Genomic DNA, 23,434 nt, shown 5'->3' with positions numbered 1-23,434 from the left:
GGAGCCAGGTGCGGCACGGCGGCCATCGGAGATGAAGTCTTTCAGCGGAGGGAAGCGCAGTGAGCGCTCAGGACCTGGGTGCCGACCGAGCACTGAAAGAACCCGATCTCGTCCGCCTGGCCCGGGCGGGGCGCCCGGCGGGCGCCGCGCCGCGCATCGCCCTCCCCGTGCGCGCCGTCCTGCGCCCGCTGGCCCTGGCGGTGCTGGACGCGTCCGGCACCGCCGCCGCGGTGCTGGACGCCACCGTCCGGGCCGGCATCGGCCACCCCGTCCTGCTCGCCGGCGCGGCCGGGCTCAGCCTGGCCGGGCTCGGCACGATCGCGGGCGCCTACCGGCCCCGCCCGTCCTGGCCGGTCACCGCGGGCCTGTTCGGGCTGGTCGCGCGGTGCGGCCTGGTCACCCTGCTGGCCTCGGTGAGCGTGGTGATCGCCCGGCTGCAGGCCGCCGACCCCGACGCGGCCGGCCTGGCCGCGCTCGCCGCGGTCTGGCCGCGCAGCACCGCGCTGGCCTGCGGCCTGGCGGTCGGCGGCCGGCTCGCCCTGCACACCGCGGCGCGCGCCTACCGCCGGCACCGCCCGGCCCGGCACGTCGCCCTCGTCGTCGGGGACGGCGCGACCAGCGACCACCTGCTGCGGGTGCTGCGCCACCACCGGGAGCTGGGCTTCCAGCCGCTCGGCCGGCTCGCCACCGCCCCCGCCGGCGGCCCGGGCCACACCACGGGCCACGGCACGGGCGAGCCCGGCGTGCCGGTCCTCGGCGACGTGCTGGACCTGCGCCGCGTCGCCCAGGCCCACCAGGTCGACACCGTCTTCATCGTCGCCGACGACGTCGACGCCCCGATGGTCGGCGCGCTCACCCGCATCTCCCGGGGGCTGGCCCGCGAGACGCTGGTCGTCCCCCCGGCCGGCCACCACGCCGCCGACCCGGCGGCGTCCGTGCGCTACCTGGCGGGCCTGCCCTGCCTCAGCCTGGACGGCGCCCGCCACGCCGGCCTGGCCCGGCTCGCCAAGCGCGCCTTCGACCTCGGCGCCGCGCTGGCGCTGCTCGCCGCGCTGTGGCCGGTGCTCGCGCTGTGCGCGGCGGCGGTGCGGCTGGAGGGCGGCCCGGGCGTGCTGTTCCGGCAGCGGCGCGTCGGCGAGGGCGGCCGCGAGTTCGTGCTGCTGAAGTTCCGCACCCTCAAGCCCGCCGACGAGCACGAGGCCGACCTGCGCTGGTCGGTCGACGGCGACGAGCGGATGGGCCCGGTCGGCCGCTTCCTGCGCCGGATGTCGCTGGACGAGCTGCCGCAGCTGTGGAACGTCGTCCGCGGCGACATGAGCCTGGTCGGCCCGCGCCCCGAACGCCCCCACTTCGTGCGCCGCTTCACCGAGGACCACCCCGACTACCCGCTGCGCCACCGCGTCCCGGTCGGCATCACCGGCTGGTCGCAGGTGCACGGCCTGCGCGGCGACACCTCCATCGAGATGCGGACCAGGTTCGACAACCACTACATCGACACCTGGTCCTTCAGGACCGACATGACGATCCTCCTGCTGACCCTGCGAGCGGTCTTCGTGCGGGACAAACTGTGACCCGCACCGCCCTGCTCGACGGCGCCCCCCGCGTCCCCGCCCCCGCCGGCCCGCCGCCGGGCCCGCCCCCCGCCCGGAGCGACCGCGCCCGGCCGCCCGCCGCGGTCGCCTTCGCGTACCTGATGCGGCGGCCCGTCTGGGCCGTCGTCCCGGCCCTGCTCGCGGTGTGCGCGCCCGCCGGGCCGCCCGGCGCGGACCGGGTGAACATCACCGCGGGCGACGTCATGAGCGCCGTGGCGGTGCTGACCGTCGCACTGTCGTGCGCGGTCACCCGCCGCCGCTGCGAGATCGCCCCGCTGCGCGCCTTCGGCCCGCTGGTGCTCGCCCTCGGCGTCACCACCGTGACCTCGCAGGACGTCGCCGCGAGCCTGCCGGGCTTCGTGCGGGTGGTGCAGGTCTTCGTGGTGGTGCCGCTCGCGGTCGCCTGCTGCGTGCGCGACCGCCGCGACGCGCGGGTGGTGTGCGGCGCCGTCGTCGCGGTCTCCCTGCTGGAGTCGGGGTACGGGGTGTGGCAGGCGCTCACCCGCAACGGCGCGTCCTACCAGGGCGAGAACGTGCGGGCCGTCGGCACGTTCGGCGCGGCCGACGTCATGGCGCTGGCCACCGTCGTCAGCTTCGGCCTCCTGATCACCCTCACCTGGTTCCTCGCGGCGCGCGGCCGGATGCGCGCGCTGCCGGCGGCGGCGCTCGCGGTGCAGGCCGCCGCGCTCGTGCTGGCGCTCAGCCGGGGCAGCTGGATCTCGCTGACCGTCGCCGCCGCCGTCATGCTGACGCTGGCCAACTGGCGCCGCGCGCTGCTGGCCGCCGCCGGTGTCGCCGCTCTCGCGGTGGTGCTCGTCGGCGGCCTCGGCCTCGGCTCGCAGACCATCGCCGACCGGCTGCAGTCGATCACCGGGGTGGTCGGCGACCCCGACCAGTCCGTCGTCGACCGCTACAGCCTGTGGAGCACCGCCGAGGGCATCTGGCGCGACCACCCCGTCACCGGGATCGGCGTCCGCAACTTCGCCGGCTTCCGCGACAGCCACGCGCCGCTGGAGCTGTCGTCGGGCAGCGAGACCGCCGACGCCGCGCACGGCTACTCCCGCGAGCCGCTGCTGTCCCCGCACAACCAGTACCTGCTGTGGCTGTCGGAGCAGGGCCTGCTCGGGCTCGCCGCGTTCGCCGCGCTGCTCGCCGCGCTCGGCCGCGGGCTGTGGCGCCGCCGCGACCCCGCCGACCCGGTGTGGCAGGCGTGCGCCGGAACGCTGTGCTGGCTCACCGTCAACTTCTGTTACGCCGACATGGGCGGGCCGACGAGCGTCCTCATCGCGGTGCTGTTCGGCCTGATCGCAGCGCGCGCGCTGCCACCCACCCTTGAAAGGAGCGAATGGTGACCGCGCCCCCCGCAGTCCGGCCCGGACACGACGCACCCGCCGCCGCCGCGCAACCGTCGGTGCGCCGCGCCACCGCGCTGTCGTTCGTGTTCATCGGCGCCGGCACCGCGCTCGGCTTCGCCCGCGACCTGATCATGGCGCACGCGTTCGGGGCCGGCAACGGCACCGACGCGTTCCTGGTCGGCTGGACCATCCCCGAGACCGCCTCGCCGCTGCTCATCGAGGACGCGATGGCGCTGCTGATGGTGCCGCTGATGACCCGCGCGCTGCGCGACCAGGGCACCGCCCGCGCCGTCGTGCGGCGGCTGCTGCCGCGCCTGGTCCTCGGCCTCGCCGCGGCCGTCGCGCTGATCATGCTCGGCGCGCCGCTGCTGGTGCACGTGCTGGCGCCCGGCCTCACCGCCCCGGCGGGCGCGGTGACGTGCGTGCGGCTGACGGCGCTGACCGTGCTGTCGTTCGGCGTCGCCGGGTTCATGGCGGCCACGCTGCGCGCGCACGGCAGCTTCACCCCGCCCGCCGCCATCTACCTGGCCTACAACGTCGGCATCGTCGGCACGATCCTGCTGCTGCACGGGACGCTCGGGATCAGCAGCGCGGCGCTCGGCGTCGCCGTCGGCAGCGTGCTGATGGTCGCGGTGCAGGCGCCGTCGTTCGCGCGCCGCCTGCGGAGCACCGGGCCGAGCACCGCCGCGGCCGCCGCCATGCCGCTCGGGCTGATGGCGGTCGTGCCGATCGTGGCGTTCACCGTCACCCGCCAGGCGCAGGTCTTCGTCGAGCGCTTCCTCGGCTCGCACCTGGCGCCGGGCTCGATCTCCCACCTGAACTACGCGCAGAAGGTCGGGCAGGTCCCGATGGTCCTGTCGCTGCTCATCGTCACGGTGACGTTCCCGCGGCTGGCGCGGATCGCCGGCGGCGACCGGCGCGCGCTGCGCCGCCGCATCGAGGGCGACGCGGTGCTGGTCAGCACGGTGGTGCTCGCCGCGGCCGCCTACCTGGCCGCGTTCGCGCCCGAGGTGATCACGCTGCTGTTCCGGCACGGCCGGTTCAGCGCCGCCGACGCCGGCCTCACCGCGCACATCCTGCGGCTGTACGTGCTCGGGCTGTGGGGGCAGTCGATGGTCGGGGTGTGCTCGCGGGTGTACTTCGCCGGGGGCCGGCCGGTGTGGGTGCCGTTCCGGATGGTCGGCGCCGGCCTGGCCGCCACGACCGTCGTCGCCGTCGCGCTGGTCGGCGCCGCCGGGGCGCCCGCCCTCGCCGTCGCCAACGCCGCCGGCATCACCATCGCGGCCGTGCTGCTGCTCGCCGGCGTGCGCCGGGACGTCGCGCCGCTGCGCTGGGACCCGCTCGGCCGCGACCTGGCCAGGCTCGCGCTCGCGGCGGCCGCGGCCTGCCTGGCCGGCTGGCTCACCGCGCACACCCTCGCAGCGCTTTCCACCACGGGGGCCCCCGTCCTGGTGACGCTGCTCGCCGGCGCCGTCGTCGTCCCCGCGGTGTTCGCGCTGGTGACGTTCGTGAGCCTGCGCCCCCGCCCCCGCTTCCGCGCCCTCCCCACGCTGGCCGGCTGCCGAGAAGACGGCCGCCGGGAAGAAGACCGAGGAGAAGGCCCGTGAGCCACGCCGGCACGGCACCCATGCCGCTGATCCTGATGTACCACTCGGTGGACCACTACACCGAGGACCCGCACCTGGTGACGGTGACGCCCCAGCGTTTCCAGCGCCAGATGGACTGGCTGCGCGCGCGCGGATGGCGCGGCGTGAGCGTCGGCGAGCTGCTGGAGGCGCAGGAGCGCGGCGCCGCCCGCGGGCTGGTCGGGCTGACCTTCGACGACGGCTACGCCGACTTCGCCGAGCACGTCGTGCCGACGCTGCAGCGCGTCGGGTTCACCGGCACGGTGTTCGTCGTCGCGGGCGAGATCGGCGCGACCAACCGCTGGGACACCGGCCCCCGCAAGGCGCTGATGACCACCGCGCAGCTGCGCGCGGTCGCCGCCGCCGGGATGGAGGTCGGCTGCCACGGCGACCGGCACCTGTCGCTGCCCGGCACCGACGCCGCCGCCCTGGACGACGAGCTGAACACCAGCCGCGACACCCTGCAGAACCTGCTGCAGCGGCCCGTCACCGGCTTCGCCTACCCCTACGGCCACGCCGGCGAGCGCGAGATCGCCGCCGTCCGCGACGCCGGGTACGGGTACGCCTGCGCGATCCGCCCCGAACGCGCCGGCGCGCACGCCCTGGCCCGCACCTACGTCGGCGACCGCGACCACCGGCTCCGGCTGCGCGCCAAGGTCGCCCGCCATCAGTGGGAGTGGAAGGTGCGGGTGTGACGGCGGCGGGAACGGCCGCGGATCCGGCCGCGGGGCCGGCGAAGCCGCCGCCGCGGATCCTGCACGTCATCACCGGCCTGGAGCACGGCGGCGCCGAGCGGCAGCTGGTGGCGCTGCTGCGGCACCTGCCGTGGCCGTGCGAGGTCGTCACGCTCACCGGCCCCGGCGCGCTCGGCGCCGAGCTGGCCGCGCGCGGCGTCCCGGTCCACCAGGTCCCGATGCGCTCCAACCACGACCTGCGCGCGCTGCCCCGGCTGGTCCGGCTGATGCGCCGCGGCCGCTACGACGTGGTGCACACCCACCTGTACCGGGCGTGCGTCTTCGGCCGCACCGCCGCGTGGCTGGCCGGGGTGCCGCGGGTGGTCGCCACCGAGCACTCCCTCGGCGACGGGCAGCTGGAGGGGCGGCCCACCGGCGCGGGCGTCCGCGCGCTCTACCGCGTCACCGAGCGGTTCGGGTCCGCGACCGTCGCGGTGTCGCCGACCGTCCACGGCCGGCTGCGCGCGTGGGGCGTGCCCGAGCGGCGCCTCACCGTCATCCCGAACGGCATCGACCCGGCGGCCTTCGCGCACCGCCCGGACCGGCGCGCCGCGCTGCGCCGCCGGCTCGGCATCGGCGAGACCGAGTTCGTCGTCGGCGCCGTCGGGCGGCTGGTCGCCACCAAGCGCTTCGACCTGCTGATCGAGGCGTTCGCCGCGACGCCGTCCGGCCGGCTGCTGCTGGCCGGCGACGGGCCGCTGCGCCGCCCGCTGGAGGAGCAGGCGCGCCGGCTCGGCGTGGCGTCGCGGGTCACCTTCCTCGGCCGGACCGGCGACGTGGCCGGGGTCCTGGCGGCCATGGACCTGTTCGCCGCGCCCTCCGACCAGGAGACGTTCGGGCTCGGCGTGCTGGAGGCGCTGGCCGCCGGGCTGCCGGTCCTGTACACCGCGTGCCCGGCGCTGGAGGACCTGCCCGCCGCCGAGGCACCGGACGCGACCCGGCTGCCCGGCCGGCTCGCCGACTGGCAGGCGGCGCTGGCCGGCCACTGCGCCGGGCCGCCCGCCCGCCGCGACGTCCCCGCCGCGGTCGCCCGCTACGACATCGCCGGCCACGTCGACCGGCTCATGCGGCTCTACCGGTACGGGCTGGATCAGCACGGGCTCGACGACACCCCGGACCGGGAGCGGACCGGCGGGCTCCCAACGAGAGGCATGCGATGAGCAAGCTCCAGGAACCTGCGAAGAACCTGCTCGGGCGCTTCGGGCCCGCCGCTGCGCTGCTGCTGCTGGGCGCGCTCTGCGGGCTGGTGTACGCGCTGGTCCGTCCCCCCGTCTACGCCGCGACGGCGCACATCATCGTGGTGGGCAAGCAGGACCAGAACCCGGCCGTCAACTTCGCCCAGGTCTACGGCCGGCTGGCGGTGCTGCCCGAGACGCTGGCCTATGACACCGGCACCTACGACCCCAAGCTGGCCGACAACGTCAAGGCGACCACGTCGCCGGACGCGCCGCTCATCCGCCTCACCGGCTCGGGCGAGACCCCGGCCCGCGCGGTGCAGCGCGCCAACGCCGCCGCGCAGGCGCTGATCCGTTTCGGCGCCGAGCGCGAGGAGGACACCGGCGTCCGGCTGGCCCTGATGAACCAGGCCGTGCCGCCGCTGCGCCCGGCCGCCCCGAACGGTCCGCTGGACGTCGCCGTCGGCGCCGCCGCCGGGCTGCTGCTGGCGGTGCTGGCGGCCGCGGCGGGACTTCGCCCGGCGCTGCCGCGCACCCGCCGCGAGGAGAAGACCGCCCGGCACCGCTCGCCGGTGCCGGCGCCCTCCCCGGCCCCGGCACCCGCACCCGCCCCGGCTCCGGTCCAGGCCCCGGCCGCCGCGCCGGGGGAGGGCGAGTGAGCCGCCCGCCCGCCGCGAGCGGCGCATGAGGCCGCTGCGGATCCTGCACGTCAGCCAGCCCGTCGAGGGCGGCGTCGCGGTCTACCTCGCGCAGGCCGCGCTGGACCAGCAGCGCCGCGGCTGGGAGGTGGCGGTGGCGTGCCCGGCGGCGGGCGGCCTGCCGCGGCGGCTCGCCGGGCACGGCATCGCGCACCTGCCGTGGGAGGCGACGCGCGCGCCGTCGCCGGCGGCGCTCGGCGAGGCGGCCGCGCTCGGCCGGATCGTCCAGCGCGTCGCGCCCGACGTGGTGCACCTGCACTCGGCCAAGGCCGGGCTCGCCGGCCGGCTGCTGCCGCCCCGCACGCCCGCCCGGATCGTCTTCCAGCCGCACGGCTGGTCGTGGCTGGCGGCCTCGCCCGCGCACGCCGCCGCCAGCGTGCGGTGGGAGCGGTGGGCCGCCCGCCGCACCGACCTGCTGGTCTGCGTCGGCGAGGGGGAGCGCGAGCTGGGCGTCCGCCACGGGGTGCGCGGGCCGCTCACCGTGATCCGCAACGGCGTCGACCTGACGCGGTTCCGCTACGTGCCCGTCACCGCGCGCCGGCGGGCACGCGAGGAGCTCGCCCTGCCCCCGGACGGCCCGCTGGCGGTGTGCGTCGGCCGGGTGACCCGCCAGAAAGGCCAGGACGTCCTGCTCGCGGCGTGGCCGCTGGTCCGGCGCCGCTGCCCGGACGCGCGCCTGGCGCTGGTCGGCGACGGCGACCGGCTCGGCCCGCTGCGCGACCGCCGCCCTGGACCGGACGGCGGGGACGGTGTGCTGTTCGTGCCGGCGGTCGCCGACACCCGGCCCTGGCTGGCCGCGGCCGACGTCGTCACCATGCCCTCCCGCTGGGAGGGGCTGCCGCTGGCGGCGCTGGAGGCCATGGCCACCGGCCGCCCCCTGGTGGCCAGCGACATTCCGGGCCTGGCCGAGGTGGTCGGCCCGGCCACCGGCGGCCTGGTCCCGCCCGAGGACCCCGAGGCGCTGGCCGACGCCCTGGCGCACCGCCTCCTCAGCCCCGAACGGGCCGAACGCGAAGGCATGGCGGCGGCGGAGGCCGCGACGCGCTTCGACGCCGGGGTGACCCTGGACCGCCTGGCCGAGGCCACGCAGTCGATCACCGCCGCGACCGCGTTCGCCGCCTCACTGGTGCAGGCCGGTCACGCCTGAGCAGGACCGCCGGTATGTCCGCCGTCGTGCACGGCCGCCGGTCACAGGCGGGTGGCGCGTGCCAGGACGCGGGCGCCCGGCGGGGGCGTGCCGGACCCGGGCGCCAAGGGCGTTTTCTGCTCCGCCGGGCCGGGGGACGGGCTGCCGGCCCCGGCTCCCGGCGAAGGCGCGGGCGACGCGGGCTGCGGCGCGGGCGACGGGCTCGGGCTGGGAGCCGGCGCGGGCGGTTCGGCCGGGGGCGGGCTCGACGGGCCCGCCGGGGCCGGGCTGGGCGAGACGGGACCCGCCGCCGGCGGGCCGGACGAGGCCGGTGCCGGTGCGCCGGGGCCCGGTGCCGCGGGGCCCGGCGTTCCGGGGTTCGGCATGCCGGGGTTCGGCGCACCGGGGCTCGGCGCTGTGGAGGCGGGCGGCGGCGTGGTGGGCGTCTCGGGGCTCGGGGCCGGGGTCTGGGTGACGGGCGGGGCGGGCGGGATCACCACGCCGCTGAACAGGCGGCGGTAGAGGCTGCTGGAGTCGGGGTTGCCCGAGCAGCGCCACACGCCGTGCGGGCAGTAGTCGGTGATCGTCTGGTAGACGACGTCGTGGGTCACGATCCAGTCGTGCATGCCCTGGATGAACGCGGGGTTGTCCCCGTTGCGGAAAAGGCCCCATTCGGGGAAGGAGATCGGCTTGCCGTGCTCCTTGGCGAAGTCGGCCTGGGCCTGGAGCCCGTTCGGTTCGCTGATGAACGTGGCGAAATCGGCGCCCGCGGGCTGGTCGTAGCTGTCCAGGCCGATGATGTCGACGACGTCGTCGCCGGGATAGCAGTCCGGCCACGCGACGGCGTCGCGGCCCCGGTTCGCGGTGTAGTCGAACCGGAAGCGCGCGCCGGGGACGGCCCGCATCAGCGTGACGATCCGGCGCCAGTAGAGCTTCCACGCCTCCGGGTTCGGGCGGCACCGGCTGTTGTAGGTGGCCCCGTTCATCTCCCAGCCCGGCACGATGATCGTGTCGTTCAGCCCGGCCTTGACCAGGTTCGCGGCCAGTGCCGCGAAATGCCGGTCGAAGGCCCCGGCGGCGCCGCCGCGCAGCAGGGACGAGACGACCTCGTCGTTCAGCCCGTCCTCGTTGGGCGTGATCATCGGGACGTTGAGGACGAACATCCGGTTGCGGTCGGCGGTGCGCCAGCGCGCCCACGGGTCCAGGAAGCCGTTCCCGCCCTCGATCGCCGGCCACCGCTCGCCGGGCAGATAGGTGTGGCCCACGGTCACCGTGCTGCCGAGCCATTTCTCGAAGGGCGCGATGCGGTCGACGCCCGCGCCGTCCGACCCCAGAAACGCGCCAAGAGGGGCATTCTTCTCCTCGCGCAGGGAAATGGCGTTTCGGGGCGACATGGTGAACATGGTGGGAAAAAGAAGTACCGGCATGATGAGCGCGGTGATCAGGGCGACGGTGACGGCGAGGGTGAGCGCGCCGAGGCGGCCGCGGGGAAAGAGTGGTCCGGCTACCTGCGAAGACGCCCGCCGCCGGTGTTGGATAACCACTCTCATCATGCGTAACCTGTTCCCGGTGCCTCACCCGTTGAACGGTGATCTTTCCCTCGCTTCAACGACGATGCCACGTTGAGCGAATCCCTTTACTGCGTGATCGCGTACAGATAGGACATTTGCCTCGTGGTACTCGACTCCGCCGTCACCGCGGCCCCGGACCTCGATCGGGAATTGCCGGTCCTGCTGCTGCGCACCGACCCTAACCCCTTTCACCACGGCACCCTGGGAGCCATTCGCTCCCTGGGCCGCTTGGGCGTTTCGGTGCATGCCGGGCTGGGCGGGCGGGCCGAGCCCTGCACCGCGTCCCGCTACCTGTGCCGGCAGCACCCGGTGGAGCCGAAGGACGAGCGCGACCTGCTCCTGCGGCTGAACATCATCGCCCGGCGCATCGGCCGCCGCGCGCTGCTCGTGCCGCTCGACGACGCGGGCGCGGTCTTCGCCGCCGAGCACTCGGCGGCGCTGGCCAAGGAGTTCGTGCTGTCCCCGCCGACCCCCTGGACACCGCGCTCGGTCGCCGACAAGTCCGAGCTGCACCGGCGGTGCCGGGCCCTCGGCATCCCCACCGCCGAGAGCCACTTCCCCGACATCCCAGAGGAGGCCGACGCGGTCCTCGGCCGGCTCGGCTTCCCCTGCGTCGCCAAGTGGGCGCGGCCCTGGCTGCTGCCGAGCGGGCAGCGCAGCACCATGCTGGTCACCGGCCGGGCGCAGGCGCACCGGCTGCTCGCCGGCACCGCCGGGCCGGCCGGCCCGCTGATCCTCCAGCGCTACATCGCCCCCGGCGCAGGCGACTGGTTCTTCCACGGATACTTCGACGACGGCGGCCGCTGCCTGTTCGGCGGTGCGGGCCGCAAGCACGTGTCGTACCCGGCGCACACCGGCCACACCGTGGCGGGGGAGTGGGTGTGCAACCCCGAGCTGGAGGCGCACGCGCACGCCGTCGCCGCCCGGCTCGGCATCCGGGGCGTCGTCGACATGGACTTCCGGCGCGACGGCGAGAACGGCGACTACGCCCTGCTGGACTGCAATCCCCGTCTCGGGGCGCAGTTCCGGCTGTTCAGCGACCGTGGCGGGCTGGACCTGGCCCGGGTCGTGCACCTGGCCGCGTCGGGCCGCGCCGTGCCGGAGCCGCGGCCTGCCTACGGCCGCACCATCGTGGTCGAGCAGCAGTACCTGCAGAGCTCGCTGCGCTCGCCGGACGCGCTCGCGCACGTCCGGCGGTTCCGCGACGCACACGAGTTCGCCTGGTACGCACCCGACGACCTGGCGCCGTTCGTGGCGCTCGGCCGCCGGGCCGCGTCCAAGGCGATCGGCAGGGCGGTGCGCTCGTCCTCGGCCCTGGCCCAGCGCGCCAGGGCCGCCAAGACCAGTGGAGGAAACTGATGTATGACTCGGCCCTCGACGTGCTCGTGGTCGGTGCCGGACCGTACGGCCTATCGGTGGGCGCGTACCTGGAGAACCTCGGGGTCGACTACCGCATCATCGGCACCCCGATGGACTTCTGGGAGAACAACATGCCCGCCGGCATGCTGCTGAAGTCCGAACCGTTCGCCTCGTCGCTCGGCTCGCCCGTCCCGGGCCTGCGCTTCACCGACCACGTGCCGGGCGCCCGCACCGGGCAGCCGGTCGCGCTGCCCGACTTCGTCGCCTACGGCCGCTGGTTCGCCCGGCAGGCGGGGCTGCGGCCCGAGCCCACCGAGGTCGTCCGGCTCGAGCGCGGCGGCCTCGGCTACACCGCCACGCTCGCCACCGGCGAGACGGTGCACGCGCGCGGCGTGGTGGTCGCGGTCGGCGTCGGCGCCTTCGCCCGCAGCCCCGCCGAGCTCGGCGCGCTGCCCGCGGGCCTGGCCTCGCACAGCAGCGACCACCGCGACCTCGGCGTGTTCGCGGGCCGCCGCGTCGCCGTCATCGGCGCCGGGCAGTCGGCGCTGGAGACCGCGGTGCTGCTGGCCGACAACGGCGCCGAGCCCGTCCTGGTCGCGCGCACCCGCCGGCTCGCCTGGAACGCGGTGCCCGACGAGGTCGCCGGGGGCCGGCGGCCGCTGCCGCGCGCCCCGCAGTCGGGGCTCGGCCGCGGCTTTCGCACCTGGGTCTGGTCCGAGCAGCCGTGGGCGACCCGGCTGCTGCCCGACCGCAGCCGGCAGCACATCGTGCGCAACACCCTCGGCCCGGCCGGGTCGTGGTGGCTGCGCGACCGGCTCGACGAGCGGGTCCAGGTCATGCTCGGGCGGCGGGTCACCGCCGCGGCCGAGCGGGACGGCCAGGCCGTCCTCACCACCCGCCACCCGGCCGGCGGCGAGGAGGTCGTCGCCGACCACGTGATCGCGGCGACGGGCTTCGCCTGCGACCTGGACCGGCTCGCCTTCCTCGGGCCCGAGCTGCGCGGCCGGATCGTCACCCGGCACGGCGCGCCCGTGCTCAGCAAGCACTTCGAGGCGTCGCTGCCCGGCCTGTACTTCGTCGGCCTGGCCGCCGCGCCGTCCTTCGGGCCGGTCATGCGGTTCGTGCACGGCGCGAACTTCGCGGCGGGACGCGTCGCCTGCCACGTCGGCCGGCACGCCGTCGGCCGCCGGCTGGACGGCGCCACCCGCGCCCCGGCGGCCGCCGAGGTCTGACCGGACGGACAGCGCGAGGCCCGCACCCGGCATCCGGGTGCGGGCCTTCCGCTCGTCCTGGGGCGCCGCCGCCGCGGCATGAAAAAACGGTGCCGCCCAAGCCGAGTCTTGGGCGACACCGCCAGACCCACTGGATGAGGGTCTGATGCGTTCTTGGAACGTCAGTGGGTGTGACCCTTGACGTTCGAGGCGTTGATGCAGGCGCCGCTGTCCTTGGTCACGCCCAGGACACCCTGCAGGTGCAGCAGGTCGAGAACGCTGACCTCACGGCAGGTCTGGATGTTCAGGATCTGCACGGTGTCGCCGTTCTCGTCCCCGTGACCGTGGTGGTGGCCCTTCGGACCCCCACCGGCCATGGCCGCGGGACCGAAGGCCATGAAGGCGGTACCGGCGATGAGCCCCGTGGCGACCGCTCGCTTGAACATGGTGGTCTCCCAATCGTGATGTGTTCGACTGACGCCCATGAAGCATGGGACGCTTCACGCGCAAAATGAATTGCACCGCAGGTCTTGCCTGTGCGCAACCACCCGAAACCCGATTTTGATGATCTTGACTATCTCTTGTGCATCGACCTGCGCAGAGGCTTTATTAAGGGTCTTCGGGGCCCCTGTCGGTGCATTGACGGCATTGGTGTCCCCATATGCCATGCGACCGCGGGACGATTCGACAAAGGGATCATCACCCCAGGTCAGGGTGTCGGCAAAGCGCAGCCATGGCGCAGGTAAAAACCACGGCGATCGCCCGGCGCGGCCCGGCCGGGTGCGCCACGCTCCAGCAAGGACGCGAAACGGCGCGCCCTTCGGGGAAGCGAAGGGCCAATGACACGGGAGACGGATGACCTGATCTTCGGCAGGCGGCGGGTGACGCGCCGGGAAAACACAGAAGTCGTCGCCGCGGAGATGTTTACTGCTAGCGTCTCCGGCGCACGGCGATATCTGAATCGCCGTCATGGAGTGGTCGCGCGCACCGGGAGAGGAGGTTTCGATGAGAGCGGAATTGGGTTCTGCGCCGGTGGTCCCGGCGGAGCACCGCGTCCCGCCGGCCGGGCGTTTGGCCGTTCGGGCGCTGGCCGTCATCGGGATCGCCCTCACCGGCTGGCTGTTCGGCGCGGCCCTGGCCTCCGCCTGCTCGGCGGCCACTCCCTCGCCCGGCGGCGACACCGCCGCCGCGGGCGGTTCCCAGGGACTCGTGCGGCGCCTGGTCCAGGAGGACACGCGCCGTCCCGTGCTGGAGGCGCCCGTACTGGAGGCACCGGTCGTCCGGCGGCCGGTGGACGAGGCCGGCACGGCGGTCGGGCGGCTGTCGCCCCGCGCCGGCGCCCTCGTCCGGCGCTCGGCCGAGGCCCTGCCCCAGGCGGCCTCGCACGTGGTCGGCCGGCTCGCGCCCCGGCGCGCCGCCAAGGCGCTGCTGGGCACCGACGTCGGCGACCCGCTCACCGAGCAGACCCGCCACATCGCCGAGGCCGTGAGTCCTCGCGCGGGCGGGCCGGCCACGGCGGGCGCCGGGCGGGACCTCGCCGCGGCGCCGTCGAGCCCGGTGTCGGGCCCGGCGCTCGCGCCGGATGACCGGGCCGCGCGCTCCGACGAGCACGCGGGCCGGGACGCCGGGGCGGTCCACGCCCTCCGCCGGTCGATCGACCTCCAGCAGCGGGCGCTCTGCCTGCACCAGCGCACCGCCCACCCGTGCGCGGCGCGGCATCACGGCCACGCCGGGTCCTCGCGCTCCCCGTTCGCGCCGTCGGGCCCCGAGCGGTCCGACTCCAACCGCAGCGGCGGTTCTTCCGCCGACCACGGTGCGGGTGCGCTCGTCGGCCTGCCGCACCGGTCGGTGCTGACGACCCCGCTCCCCTCCGGCGACGTCGCGTTCTTCCACCGCGACCTTCGGGACCGGATCAAGGCCAGCGACCTGGCCGCCGTCCCCGACTAGTCACCCCGCACGTCCGGCCCGCCAGGCCCCGCGCCGACGCACGTCCCGTGCCGGCGCGGCGGGCGGCCGGCCACACCGCCGCCCCGCCTCCGCGTGAGGCCCGCAGGCGGCCCCGTCCCGGCACGGCCTGAGGCCGTCCCCGGACACACCACCACCAGACCAGGCCCGGAACGGGCCTTCCACGCCGCGTCCAGTTTCGCGGCGGCCTGGCTCCGCACGCTCTCTCGCCGGAGCCCGGCCTGTCCCACTGATCACAAACCAACGCAACACGACAGGAGCTACACATGCGCAAGTGGGCGAAGAACACCAGCCGTGCGGCCCTCCTCGCCGCCGGCGCCCTCACCATCAGCTCGGCCTTCGGGCCGGGCGTGGCCGGCGCCGACATGGACACCTCCGGGAAGTTCTCCATCCTCGGCGGCAACCAGGTGAACCTCCCGATCTCGGTGCCGGTCAACGTGGTCGGCAACGCCGTCTCCGTGCTCGGCGTCGCGAAGGCCAAGGCCAAGGGCAGCGCGACCGCCGCCAACGTCAACGGCTACCGGCGGAGCGGCGGCGACGGCGGCATGGACACCTCCGGGAAGTTCTCGATCCTCGGCGGCAACCAGGTGAACGCGCCGATCTCGGTGCCGATCAACGCCTGCGGCAACGCGGTGGCCGTCCTCGGCCTGGCCAAGGCCAAGTGCAAGGGCGGCGCGCACGTGCTGAACGAGGGCCCGTCGCACATGCACACCTCGGGCAAGTTCTCGATCCTCGGCGGCAACCAGGTGAACGCGCCGGTCAGCGCGCCGGTCAACGTCTGCGGCAACTCCGTCGCGGTGGCCGGCCTGGCCAAGACCAAGTCCAAGTGCGCCGCGACCGTCACCAACGTCGGCGGGGACGAGCCGTCGCTGCCGTCCACCAAGCGGATGCGCAACGACCGGCGCGCGCGCACCGACTCGCCGGTCCAGGGCGTCGGCACGGGCCTGGTGTCCAAGCTGAACGGCGTGGTCTACGGCACCCGGGGCACCAACGTCAACGCGATGCCCGCCGGCCGCAAGGCGGACCCGATGCCGCAGACCGCGGTGCACAGCCTGGTGCGCGACCTCGGCTTCAAGCTCCCGACCACCACGGAGGACAACAGCCTCGAGCAGGCGGCCCAGGGCGGACTGCCCTCGCTCGTCAACGACCTGCCGATCAACACCAAGGGCGGCCTCAACCCGCGTTGACGGTGCGACGCGCCCGGGCCGGGGCCCCATCCGAGTGGGGGCACGCGGCGCGGCGCGCACGGTGGGACGACAACTGAACACCGGCCGTATGACGCGGCGTGGCCGGGGCCTCAACCGAGAAGTGGCCCGTGGCGCGGCGCGCACGGCGAAACGATGACCGATGTCCGGCCGTGTGATGCGGCGGGTCGGGGGCCTTATCCGAGTTGAGGCTCGCGGTCCGGCGCCTACGGCGGGACGACAACTGAAGAGATCGGCCGTGTGGCACGGCGGCTCCGGGGGCCTCAACCGAGAAGCGGCTTCTGGTACGGCGCGCACGGCAGCACGAACAACAGCAGTACGACAACTGAAGACCGGCCGTGGGACGCGGCGGGTCGGGGGCCCTATCCGAGTTGGGGCTCGCGGACCGGCGCCCACGGCGGGACGACAACCGAAGAAGCGCGCATAACAGAAGAGACCGGCCGTGCGATGCAGCGGGATCGGGAGCCTTATCCGAGTTGGGGCTCGCGGGCCGGCATCCACGGCGAGAGGAAAACCGAAGAGTATACACAACGGAATAAGCAGGACACAACAGAATAAGCATGGCACGACCGGAGAGATCGGCCGTGTGGCGCGGTGGTTCTGGGGGCCTCGACCAAGAAGTGGCTTCTGGTACGGCGCGCACGACAACAAGAACAACTGAAGACCGGCCGTGTGGTGCGGCGGGGTCGGGGGCCTTATCCGAGTTGAGGCTCGCGGTCCAGTGCTCACGGCGGGACGACAACCGAATAAGCATGCATAACCGAATAAGCACGGCACAACAGAATAAGCACGGTACGTCCGAAGAGTTCGGCTGTGTGGCGCGGCGGTTCTGGGGGCTTCAACCGAGAAGTGGCTTCTGGTACGGCGCGCACGGCAGCACGAACAACAGCAGTACGACAACTGGAGACCGGCCGTGTGATGCGGCGGGTCGGGGGCCCTATCCGAGTTGGGGCCCGCGGACCGGCACGCACGGCGGGACGAAAATTGAAGAAGTACACACAACCGAATAAGCAGGGCACAACAGAATAAGCATGGCACGACCGAAGAGTTCGGCCGTGTGGTGCGGCAGGGGCGGGGCCTTATCCGAGTTGGGGCTCGCGGACCGGCACGCACGGCGGGACGACAACCGAATAAGTACGGCACAACCGAAGAAGCGGGACGACAAGCGAAGAACAGAACAAGGCACGAAAGCCGGCTGTGCGGGGTGGCCGGGTCGGGGGCTCCAACCGAGGAGGGGCTTCTCGTCCGGTGCGTGCGGGAGGCTGAAAACTGAAAGCCGGCCGTGTGGGGTGGCCGGGTCCGGAGTCTCAACCGAGGAGGGGCTCCCCGCCCGGTGCACACGGCGGGTGAACAAGTTAAAACGGGAAAAAGGGACGGCGCGTGCCAGGCGTCGTCCCTTTTCGCGCGTTCTTCAGCGTTCGCACTGTGAACGGTCCAAGTTGATCTTCATTGGGGTCCCGGCCGTCCAGGGATCATGCGCGGGGGTTAAAACAAGCATCCGGTGCCCGGTGTCCCGCCGGAACCGGCGTGTCGGCGTGCCTTAGCTTGGTCGGCGAGTGCGGAGTGAAGGCTTTTGTGAGAAGGGGAGGGAGAACGCGCGGGGTGAAGGAGAAGGATCTGCGCGGCCATCGCCGAGTGCGCAATCACGGCGAAGGTTCTTTTGGCGTGCTTTGCCTGCGAATGGCATGCGGATGTGTTCGCACGGCCGAACGCGGGCCCGTGCGCGCCGCCGGCCCGCCGAGTCCTTTTCGTGGTGAAAGACGTGTCCCGATAACGCTTTGAATAGCTGTCCGGTTGCGGGCGGCCGGCCCTGCTGGGGGCCGGATCGATGGTGCCGAGGTGGTGGGAGGTTCCGCGTAGTCGCTGGATTCAGCGCCCGGCCTGTCAAGTGTCCTTCAGTCAGTTCCTGCGTTACCCGATGGGATCAATCATGTTCTTCAAAGACCCGGCGCGCAGAGCCGCCCGGCGAAGTGCCGCCGCCCTGGCCGGGGTCGCGGTGTTCACCTTCGGCGGCGTCCCCGCATGGGCCGCAGTCCCGGCGGACGGGCCGCCGACGCCGCCGCGCCTGACCCTGACCAAGCACGCGTCCAAGGCGAAGGTGCGGCCGAACGAGAAGGTCGGCTACACGCTCACCGTCCGCAACGTCGGGATGGTCCCCGCGTTCAACGTGCGGCTGACGGACCGGCTGCCCGCGGGGCTGGAGGTCGTCACGGCGCCGCGCGGCTGCGCGAAGTCGGCCGCCCAGGTGTCCTGCCACTGGCGGTCCGTGGCGTACCGCAAGTCGATCACCCTGCACCTCACCGCGAAGGTCAAGGCGGACACCAAGCCGCAGCGCAAGCTGACCAACAAGGCCCGGCTGAGCTATGCCGGCCACACCGCGTCCGCGTCGGCCGCGATCGAGGTGCTCAAGCCGCCGCCTCCGCCGAAGCCGAAGCCGAAGGAAGCGCACAACACGGTGAAGACCCCCGGCCGGCCGGGGTACTCCTGCCCGCAGGAGAAGGACGGCCACAGCTACGTCCCGTCCGGGCAGGACAAGGACGAGCAGGGCAAGAAGGGGCAGGAGTGCGAGCACAAGCCGCTGCACTCCAAGCAGCACCACACCCAGGCCAAGCCCAAGGAGCCGAAGAACCACTACAGCGAGTCGACGCCGTCGCGCCACGACAACTGCGCGGGTACGGCGGGCTCGACGGGCCAGGGCCAGAACAAGTGCTGCGCCCCGGGCCGCAGTGGTAACGGCCAGGCGCACTGCTGCGCTCCGGGCGGCAACGGCCAGGGCCAGGCGCACTGCTGTGCACCGGGCAGCAATGGTCAGGGCCAGGCGCACTGCTGTGCACCGGGCAGCAATGGTCAGGGCCAGGCGCACTGCTGTGCACCGGGGAGCAACGGCCAGGGGCAGAACAAGTGCTGCGCTCCCGGCTACAACGGTCAGGGCCAGGGGCAGGCGCACTGCTGCGCTCCCGGTGACAACGGCCAGGGCCAGCACAAGTGCTGCGCCCCGGCGGGCAGCAGCAGCGCGGGCCAGAGCCAGGGCCACTGCTGCGCTCCGGGCCAGGGCGGCCAGGGCATGAAGTCCGGCCGCGACTGCGCCAAGGCGCAGCACGGCGGGTGGCTGCCGCGGACCGGCGGTCCCGTCCTCTGGATGGTCGGGCTGAGCCTCGCCACGATCGCGCTGGGCGCGGCGATGGTGTTCCTCGCCTTCCGGCGCAACGCGCTCCGCGTGCGGCGCTGACCCACGAAGCAGAAGACCTCTCGCCGGAGTCCACCGGCGAGAGGTCTTCTGCTTTTCCGAGGTGGTCCCGCGTTACGGGCGCGGGCCGTACAGCTCGATGAGGCCGTCGTAGTCGCCCTTGCCGAGCGTGGCGGCGCCGTCGTCGCAGGAGGCGAGGGCCGGGGTCATCGTCAGCGCGGCGTGGCGGGCGCCCTCGACGTGCTCGAGGCCGAGCACGTGCAGGGCCTCGTGCGTGGCGACCGCCGACGGGATGTAGTGGTTCGGCGGGCAGCCCGGCAGGGGCGCGCGGGCGCCGCGCCGGTCGTCGCCCGGCTCCCACCACATGCCCGGCTGGTCGGGCAGGGCGGTGTCGCCCTCGACCGTGCGGTGGTCGATCTCCCAGGTGCAGGTCATGCCGAGGATGAACGTCTGCAGGCCCGCGGCGCGCTTCCAGCCGAACGAGTTGACCGAGTCGCGCTGCCGGCACGTCCCCTCGTCCCCGATGTTGGGGGCCTTGTCGGTGTCGCCGTCGAAGTGCTCGAAGATGTTCGGCTTCGGGCCGAGGCCGTCGGGCTGGTTGCAGTCGGTGTGGGCGTTCACGGCGTTGACGATGCCCCGGCTGATCGCGCGGAAGGGGTGCCGCAGCCCGAGGCCGCCGTTCTTGGCGGTGCCGGCGTAGTAGCGCCACTTGATCGTCGCGCCCTTCGGCCAGGCGGTGGGGGAGACCTTGTGCTCGGTGTCGGTGCAGGGATCGAGGGGGGCGGCCCGGTCGCCGGTGGGCGGGGTGAGGCCGGCGAAGTCGTGGCTGACGGTGTAGCCGCCGGTCTCGGGATCGGGGGAGATCCGCAGTTCGGCGGCGCCGTCGGGGCGCAGCAGGTGCGCGGTGACCGTGGTGCCGTCGGTCGGCGCCACGGCCGAGGCCCCGGCGGCCGAGCGCAGCGTCCGCCCGGCCAGCCGGCACTGCGCGGGGGTGACCCGCCGCGGCATCGCGTCCGCCTGCAGGACGGGGCCGGTCCCGCACCAGGGCGCCCGGGAGGCGGCGGCCGCCGCCTCGGGTGCCGCGGCGGCGGCCAGGATCAGGCCGGCGACGACGGCCGCGGGTGCGGCCCGGTGCCGGAACCGCCCGGCGGTAATCCCTGGATGCTTGGACACGGTGTCCCCTGTCAAGGTGAATGCACGGCTATGCGGGCGTCCGTTTCCCCGGGACGCCCGCATCGCCTTTCGTGCTTTTGTGGAATGGCGTTAACTCGCCTCGGTGACGGTCTTGCGCACGGTCGCCCCGTTCGGGCCGGCCGTGTAGTAGAGGTCCTTGTAGTACACGTGCCCGCGGTCGTCGGTACCGGCGACGCGGATGTGCAGCTTGGCCCCGTCCGGGCCGGAAGAGGACCACACGTGGCGGTAGGAGGTGTCGGCGTGGGCCATGGCGGGAGCCAGGCCCAGGAATCCGATGCCGACAGCGGCGGTGACGGCGGAACGGCGCAGCAGGTTGCTCATTTTCTCTCCCCTGGGGTTACGGGCGGGTCGTGCCCCTGGGCCGGCGCACCGGCGCCGGCCCAGGGGCACGGAAGAGCGATGGTCCCGCTCGCGAAAGACGGGTGGGACCATCGCCTTTCTGGAGCTGCCTGCCGCTAGTCGGCCGCGCTGATCAGGCTGGCGGACACGGCGCCCTTCGGACCGGCGGCCTTGAAGAACTTGCCGTAGAACACACCGTCGCCGTGCTTGCCGTCCTTGCCGTCCTTGGTGTGCGCGATCAGGTCGGCCTTGGCCGCGCCCCAGGGGCTGGAGATGCTCTTGTGCTGCTCGTGGTGGGTGTCGGCCATGGCGGCCGGGGCCGCGATGGCGAGGGCGCCCATGGAGAAGCCGAGAACGGTGGCGCGCTGCAGCATGTTCATCTGCGTGTTTTTCCTTTCCTGGATACGTACGGCGACTTTGCGCATTACCGGCATGCGCTCGGTGCCCGTGCGCCTGCTCTTGCAGGCCCGTCGCGAACTTACTGGAGCAAGATACCCGGGCGACGACGGCTAACACGCCCCCTAGGTAATAGTGAATTTAAGGTGCCGTGGGCATGGCTGGAAAAAAGAGGGCACGGGGTGCACGTTGCGCTCCAGCACGGGAAAGGAAAGGGCTGGAAAGGCCGTTTTCAGTGATCATGATGCTTAACCTCGGGGCCGCCAGATACGTCGTCACTCGGGAGTCGACATGATCATCATCAATTCCTCTATTTCCGGCGTGTTCGCCCGGGCCGCGCTGGTCGCGTGCCTGTCGGGCGCCGCCGTCCCGGCCGTCTCGGCCGCCGCCCTCGCCGAGGTCCCCACGGTGAAGTGCACCGGCGGCAAGGGGGACGTCGCCGACCTCGCCCGCGCCCTCGGCGAGGGCGGGGAGATGCACCTGGGCAAGGCCTGCGACTACCGGTTCACCACCAAGGCCGGCGAGAACACCGCCCTGCCCAAGATCACCAAGAACACCACCGTGCACGGGCACAACTCGACCATCTCCTGGGCCGGCAAGGAGGAGATCAAGGCGCTCATGGAGGTCGGCCCGAAGGTGCAGCTGGAGCTGGAGAACCTCCGGCTGGCCGGGCCGCCGGACAAGTCAACAATGATCATGGGGGAGGGGGCGTCGCTCGCCGTCACGGGCCGCCCCGAGGGCCAGGAAGGCCAGGCCGGGAAGGCCGCGCCCGAGGGCGCGGCGCTGTTCGCGCCCGAGGTGATCGCCGTCCAGCACCTCATCCCGGGCAAGGGCACGCTCCTGACCATCGGCGGCGCCAGGCTCGCCTGTCCCACCGGCTACGCCGACCCGGCGTCCTTCGCCGGGTACGACGTCTTCGGGACGGAGGCCGCGCCGCGCCACGACGCCTGCCAGACCAGGCCCTACTCCAACAAGCGGACGGGCGCCGCCGGGACGGTGACGTCGGCCCCGTAGGCGGCGCCCGCCGTTCAAAGCCCACGCCGTCCGCCCGCCGCCGGGCAGATGTCGCCACCTGCCGCGCGGCGGTGCGCGGGGGTCCTACGGTGGGCGGATGAAAGAGCGGAGCCGGATCATGCGGAGGCGTGCCGCCATGTGGGGCTGGACGGCGCTGGCGCGCTGGCACTGGTACCGGTCGGGCCGGCGCCTGCAGCGCGGCCGGCCGCGGCCCCGGTGATCGACGGCCGCGGCGAACGCGTGTCGGCACCACCTCCACGGGGAAATGACCATGAGTGATGTGATCATCACTCTTCGCATTTCAGGAGGGCATGTGAACGTTGTCAACGGCGTGCTGAAGGCCTGCGGGGCCGGAGTGCTCGCGTTCGGGCTCCTGGCCGCGCCGGCCGCGTCCGCCGACGTGAAGCCGCAGGTGAAGGAGAAGATCGGCGTCTGTCACCGGACGGCCAGCGACAGGCACCCCTACGTCTTCATCGTGGTCGACCGCCACTCCGCGGACTTCCGCGGCCACCTGGCGCACCGCAACAACCCCGCGCGCTGGAAGCACGGCCGCCGTGACTACATCGACGGGCTCGACGGGAGCGTCAAGTCCCAGGGCGACTGCCCGAAGCGCAAGAGGCACAAGCACCATCACCACCACCACGGCGCCTGCCGGGCCGTCACGCCGGCGACGGACGCCTGCTAGCGGAACCGGCGCGCACCACGTGGGGACGTCACACCGGTGATGTCCCCACAGCTGTTCCCGGCAGGCGCGCTCAGCGGATGATGACGCGGTCGGCAGGGGCCCCGGAGTCCTTGGCCCAGCCGTCGTGGCCCTCGTCGGCGTTCCAGCGGCGCCCGCCGTAGCGGACCTCGGCGAGCCCGTAGACCTGGGCGTGCGTGACGGCCCAGGACGCCACCGCCCAGCCCGCGCGGCCCGACGTCACCCGGACGCTCTCGGACGCCGCCTGGCCCTGCGGCGGGTCCACCCGCAGCCGGCTGCCGAACGCCCGGCGCAGCTCGCGGATCGCCTCGGCGCGGCGCGGCGCGGTCTTCTTGTCCGGCGGGTACCAGCAGCGCACCGCCGCCGGGTCGCGGCCGGTGAAGCCGCGGGCGAGCAGCCGGCCGTCGGACTCGTGCTGGGCGTAGGCGCGGCCGTCGGCGCTGCGCTGCACCCGCTGCGCGGCGTCGTGCAGGTCGCGGTCCAGGTAGTCCTTGACCTTGACCAGCGCGTCGAAGAACTTGCTGGTGGACTGGACGGGGTCGCGCAGCTTGTCGGGGGTGCCCCAGCCCTGCGAGGGGCGCTGCTGGAACATGCCGACCGAGTCGCGGTCGCCGCCGGGCAGGTTGCGGATGTGCGACTCCTGGATCGCGGTCGCGTAGGCGATCACCGCGGCGCGCTCGGGGAGCTGCTTGCGGAAGGCGACCGCGGCGATCGTCGCGGCGTTGGCGCCCTGCTCCAGGTCCAGCGGCATCTTGTCGCGGGCGGCGCGCACCTCGCAGCCCGATCCGTGCAGGTAGGGCCGCACCTTCTGGAACAGCGCGTAGCCGCCCGCGCCGAGCGCGAGCACGATGACCAGCGCGACGGCGGGCCAGCGCCACCGGCGGCGCCCGCCCTCCCTGGTCCCCTCCGCCGGATCCTCGTCCGGTTCCGCCCATGCAGCCACGCGATGACCGTACCGGCAGACGGCCACCAGTAAGCTCAAGGG

Annotated in this window: 20 protein-coding genes; 14 read left to right on the top strand and 6 right to left on the bottom strand. The window is 73.8% G+C overall.

Features of this window, described 5'->3' with window-relative positions:
- Positions 1 to 59 precede the first annotated feature (59 nt).
- Genes ACRB68_RS08620 through ACRB68_RS08590 form a run of 7 tightly spaced genes read left to right on the top strand, consistent with a single transcriptional unit; the run spans position 60 to position 8,326 of the window.
- A complete protein-coding gene (locus ACRB68_RS08620; RefSeq protein ID WP_328593935.1) occupies positions 60 to 1,571 on the top strand; it encodes an exopolysaccharide biosynthesis polyprenyl glycosylphosphotransferase in 1,512 nt (503 codons plus the stop codon).
- Positions 1,568 to 2,944, top strand: coding sequence for an O-antigen ligase family protein (locus tag ACRB68_RS42405; protein WP_207709608.1), 1,377 nt, complete (start codon positions 1,568 to 1,570; stop codon positions 2,942 to 2,944). Before ACRB68_RS08620 ends, ACRB68_RS42405 begins: the two co-directional genes overlap by 4 nt.
- Entirely contained in the window at positions 2,938 to 4,554 is a 1,617-nt protein-coding gene (locus tag ACRB68_RS08610) for a lipid II flippase MurJ (RefSeq protein ID WP_153531559.1), read from the top strand. The genes ACRB68_RS42405 and ACRB68_RS08610 overlap by 7 nt, the downstream gene beginning before the upstream one ends.
- A complete protein-coding gene (locus tag ACRB68_RS08605) occupies positions 4,551 to 5,267 on the top strand; it encodes a polysaccharide deacetylase family protein (protein ID WP_328593934.1) in 717 nt (238 codons plus the stop codon). The genes ACRB68_RS08610 and ACRB68_RS08605 overlap by 4 nt, the downstream gene beginning before the upstream one ends.
- Entirely contained in the window at positions 5,264 to 6,466 is a 1,203-nt protein-coding gene (locus tag ACRB68_RS08600) for a glycosyltransferase (protein ID WP_328593933.1), read from the top strand. Before ACRB68_RS08605 ends, ACRB68_RS08600 begins: the two co-directional genes overlap by 4 nt.
- Positions 6,463 to 7,140 (top strand): Wzz/FepE/Etk N-terminal domain-containing protein, encoded by a 678-nt coding sequence (locus ACRB68_RS08595; protein ID WP_153531558.1) that lies wholly within the window; start codon positions 6,463 to 6,465, stop codon positions 7,138 to 7,140. The genes ACRB68_RS08600 and ACRB68_RS08595 overlap by 4 nt, the downstream gene beginning before the upstream one ends.
- 25 nt (positions 7,141 to 7,165) lie before the next feature.
- Positions 7,166 to 8,326 carry a glycosyltransferase gene (locus ACRB68_RS08590; RefSeq protein ID WP_153531556.1) on the top strand — a complete coding sequence of 387 codons (1,161 nt, stop codon included), beginning with the start codon at positions 7,166 to 7,168 and terminating at the stop codon, positions 8,324 to 8,326.
- A 41-nt stretch (positions 8,327 to 8,367) separates the two neighbouring features.
- On the opposite strand, the gene ACRB68_RS08585 is transcribed toward ACRB68_RS08590, so the two are convergent.
- Positions 8,368 to 9,699: a glycoside hydrolase family 26 protein gene (locus ACRB68_RS08585; protein ID WP_207709607.1), complete on the bottom strand. Its 1,332-nt coding sequence runs from the start codon at positions 9,697 to 9,699 to the stop codon at positions 8,368 to 8,370.
- Positions 9,700 to 10,116: 417 nt separating this feature from the next.
- Here ACRB68_RS08585 and ACRB68_RS08580 point away from each other — a divergent pair, with 417 nt between their 5' ends.
- Positions 10,117 to 11,235: a carboxylate--amine ligase gene (locus ACRB68_RS08580; RefSeq protein WP_328593932.1), complete on the top strand. Its 1,119-nt coding sequence runs from the start codon at positions 10,117 to 10,119 to the stop codon at positions 11,233 to 11,235.
- Positions 11,235 to 12,467: an FAD-dependent oxidoreductase gene (locus ACRB68_RS08575; RefSeq protein WP_153531554.1), complete on the top strand. Its 1,233-nt coding sequence runs from the start codon at positions 11,235 to 11,237 to the stop codon at positions 12,465 to 12,467. The genes ACRB68_RS08580 and ACRB68_RS08575 overlap by 1 nt, the downstream gene beginning before the upstream one ends.
- A gap of 161 nt (positions 12,468 to 12,628) precedes the next feature.
- Here the strand turns inward: ACRB68_RS08575 and ACRB68_RS08570 are convergent, their stop codons facing one another.
- Positions 12,629 to 12,892, bottom strand: a complete 264-nt coding sequence (locus tag ACRB68_RS08570; protein ID WP_153531553.1) for a hypothetical protein — start codon at positions 12,890 to 12,892, stop codon at positions 12,629 to 12,631.
- A gap of 559 nt (positions 12,893 to 13,451) precedes the next feature.
- Between ACRB68_RS08570 and ACRB68_RS08565 the strand changes: the two genes are divergently transcribed.
- The 3 genes from ACRB68_RS08565 to ACRB68_RS08555 all read left to right on the top strand — a co-directional run bounded on the left by ACRB68_RS08565 (position 13,452) and on the right by ACRB68_RS08555 (position 18,845).
- The gene (locus ACRB68_RS08565) at positions 13,452 to 14,393 is read left to right on the top strand and encodes a hypothetical protein (protein WP_153531552.1); all 942 of its coding nucleotides are present in this window, start codon (positions 13,452 to 13,454) and stop codon (positions 14,391 to 14,393) included.
- 284 nt (positions 14,394 to 14,677) lie between these two features.
- Entirely contained in the window at positions 14,678 to 15,598 is a 921-nt protein-coding gene (locus tag ACRB68_RS08560) for a chaplin (RefSeq protein WP_153531550.1), read from the top strand.
- Between the two features lie 1,948 nt (positions 15,599 to 17,546).
- Positions 17,547 to 18,845, top strand: a complete 1,299-nt coding sequence (locus tag ACRB68_RS08555) for a DUF11 domain-containing protein (protein ID WP_194293212.1) — start codon at positions 17,547 to 17,549, stop codon at positions 18,843 to 18,845.
- Positions 18,846 to 18,917: 72 nt separating this feature from the next.
- Here ACRB68_RS08555 and ACRB68_RS08550 read toward each other — a convergent pair whose 3' ends face one another.
- From ACRB68_RS08550 to ACRB68_RS08540, 3 genes are all read right to left on the bottom strand, one after another.
- Positions 18,918 to 19,976, bottom strand: coding sequence for a hypothetical protein (locus ACRB68_RS08550; protein WP_153531548.1), 1,059 nt, complete (start codon positions 19,974 to 19,976; stop codon positions 18,918 to 18,920).
- Between the two features lie 90 nt (positions 19,977 to 20,066).
- Entirely contained in the window at positions 20,067 to 20,318 is a 252-nt protein-coding gene (locus ACRB68_RS08545) for a hypothetical protein (protein ID WP_153531547.1), read from the bottom strand.
- A gap of 134 nt (positions 20,319 to 20,452) precedes the next feature.
- Entirely contained in the window at positions 20,453 to 20,716 is a 264-nt protein-coding gene (locus tag ACRB68_RS08540) for a hypothetical protein (protein WP_153531546.1), read from the bottom strand.
- A 307-nt stretch (positions 20,717 to 21,023) separates the two neighbouring features.
- Between ACRB68_RS08540 and ACRB68_RS08535 the strand changes: the two genes are divergently transcribed.
- Positions 21,024 to 21,746: a hypothetical protein gene (locus tag ACRB68_RS08535; RefSeq protein WP_153531545.1), complete on the top strand. Its 723-nt coding sequence runs from the start codon at positions 21,024 to 21,026 to the stop codon at positions 21,744 to 21,746.
- Between the two features lie 313 nt (positions 21,747 to 22,059).
- Positions 22,060 to 22,431 (top strand): hypothetical protein, encoded by a 372-nt coding sequence (locus tag ACRB68_RS08530; RefSeq protein WP_153531543.1) that lies wholly within the window; start codon positions 22,060 to 22,062, stop codon positions 22,429 to 22,431.
- Positions 22,432 to 22,501: 70 nt separating this feature from the next.
- Here the strand turns inward: ACRB68_RS08530 and ACRB68_RS08525 are convergent, their stop codons facing one another.
- Entirely contained in the window at positions 22,502 to 23,392 is an 891-nt protein-coding gene (locus tag ACRB68_RS08525) for a hypothetical protein (RefSeq protein ID WP_328593931.1), read from the bottom strand.
- Between the last annotated feature and the right edge of the window lie 42 nt (positions 23,393 to 23,434).

Origin of the sequence: Actinomadura macrotermitis (assembly GCF_009604375.1) — a bacterium.
Classification (GTDB): Bacteria; Actinomycetota; Actinomycetes; order Streptosporangiales; family Streptosporangiaceae; genus Spirillospora; species Spirillospora macrotermitis.
This window is presented reverse-complemented; position numbering and strand designations above follow the sequence as displayed.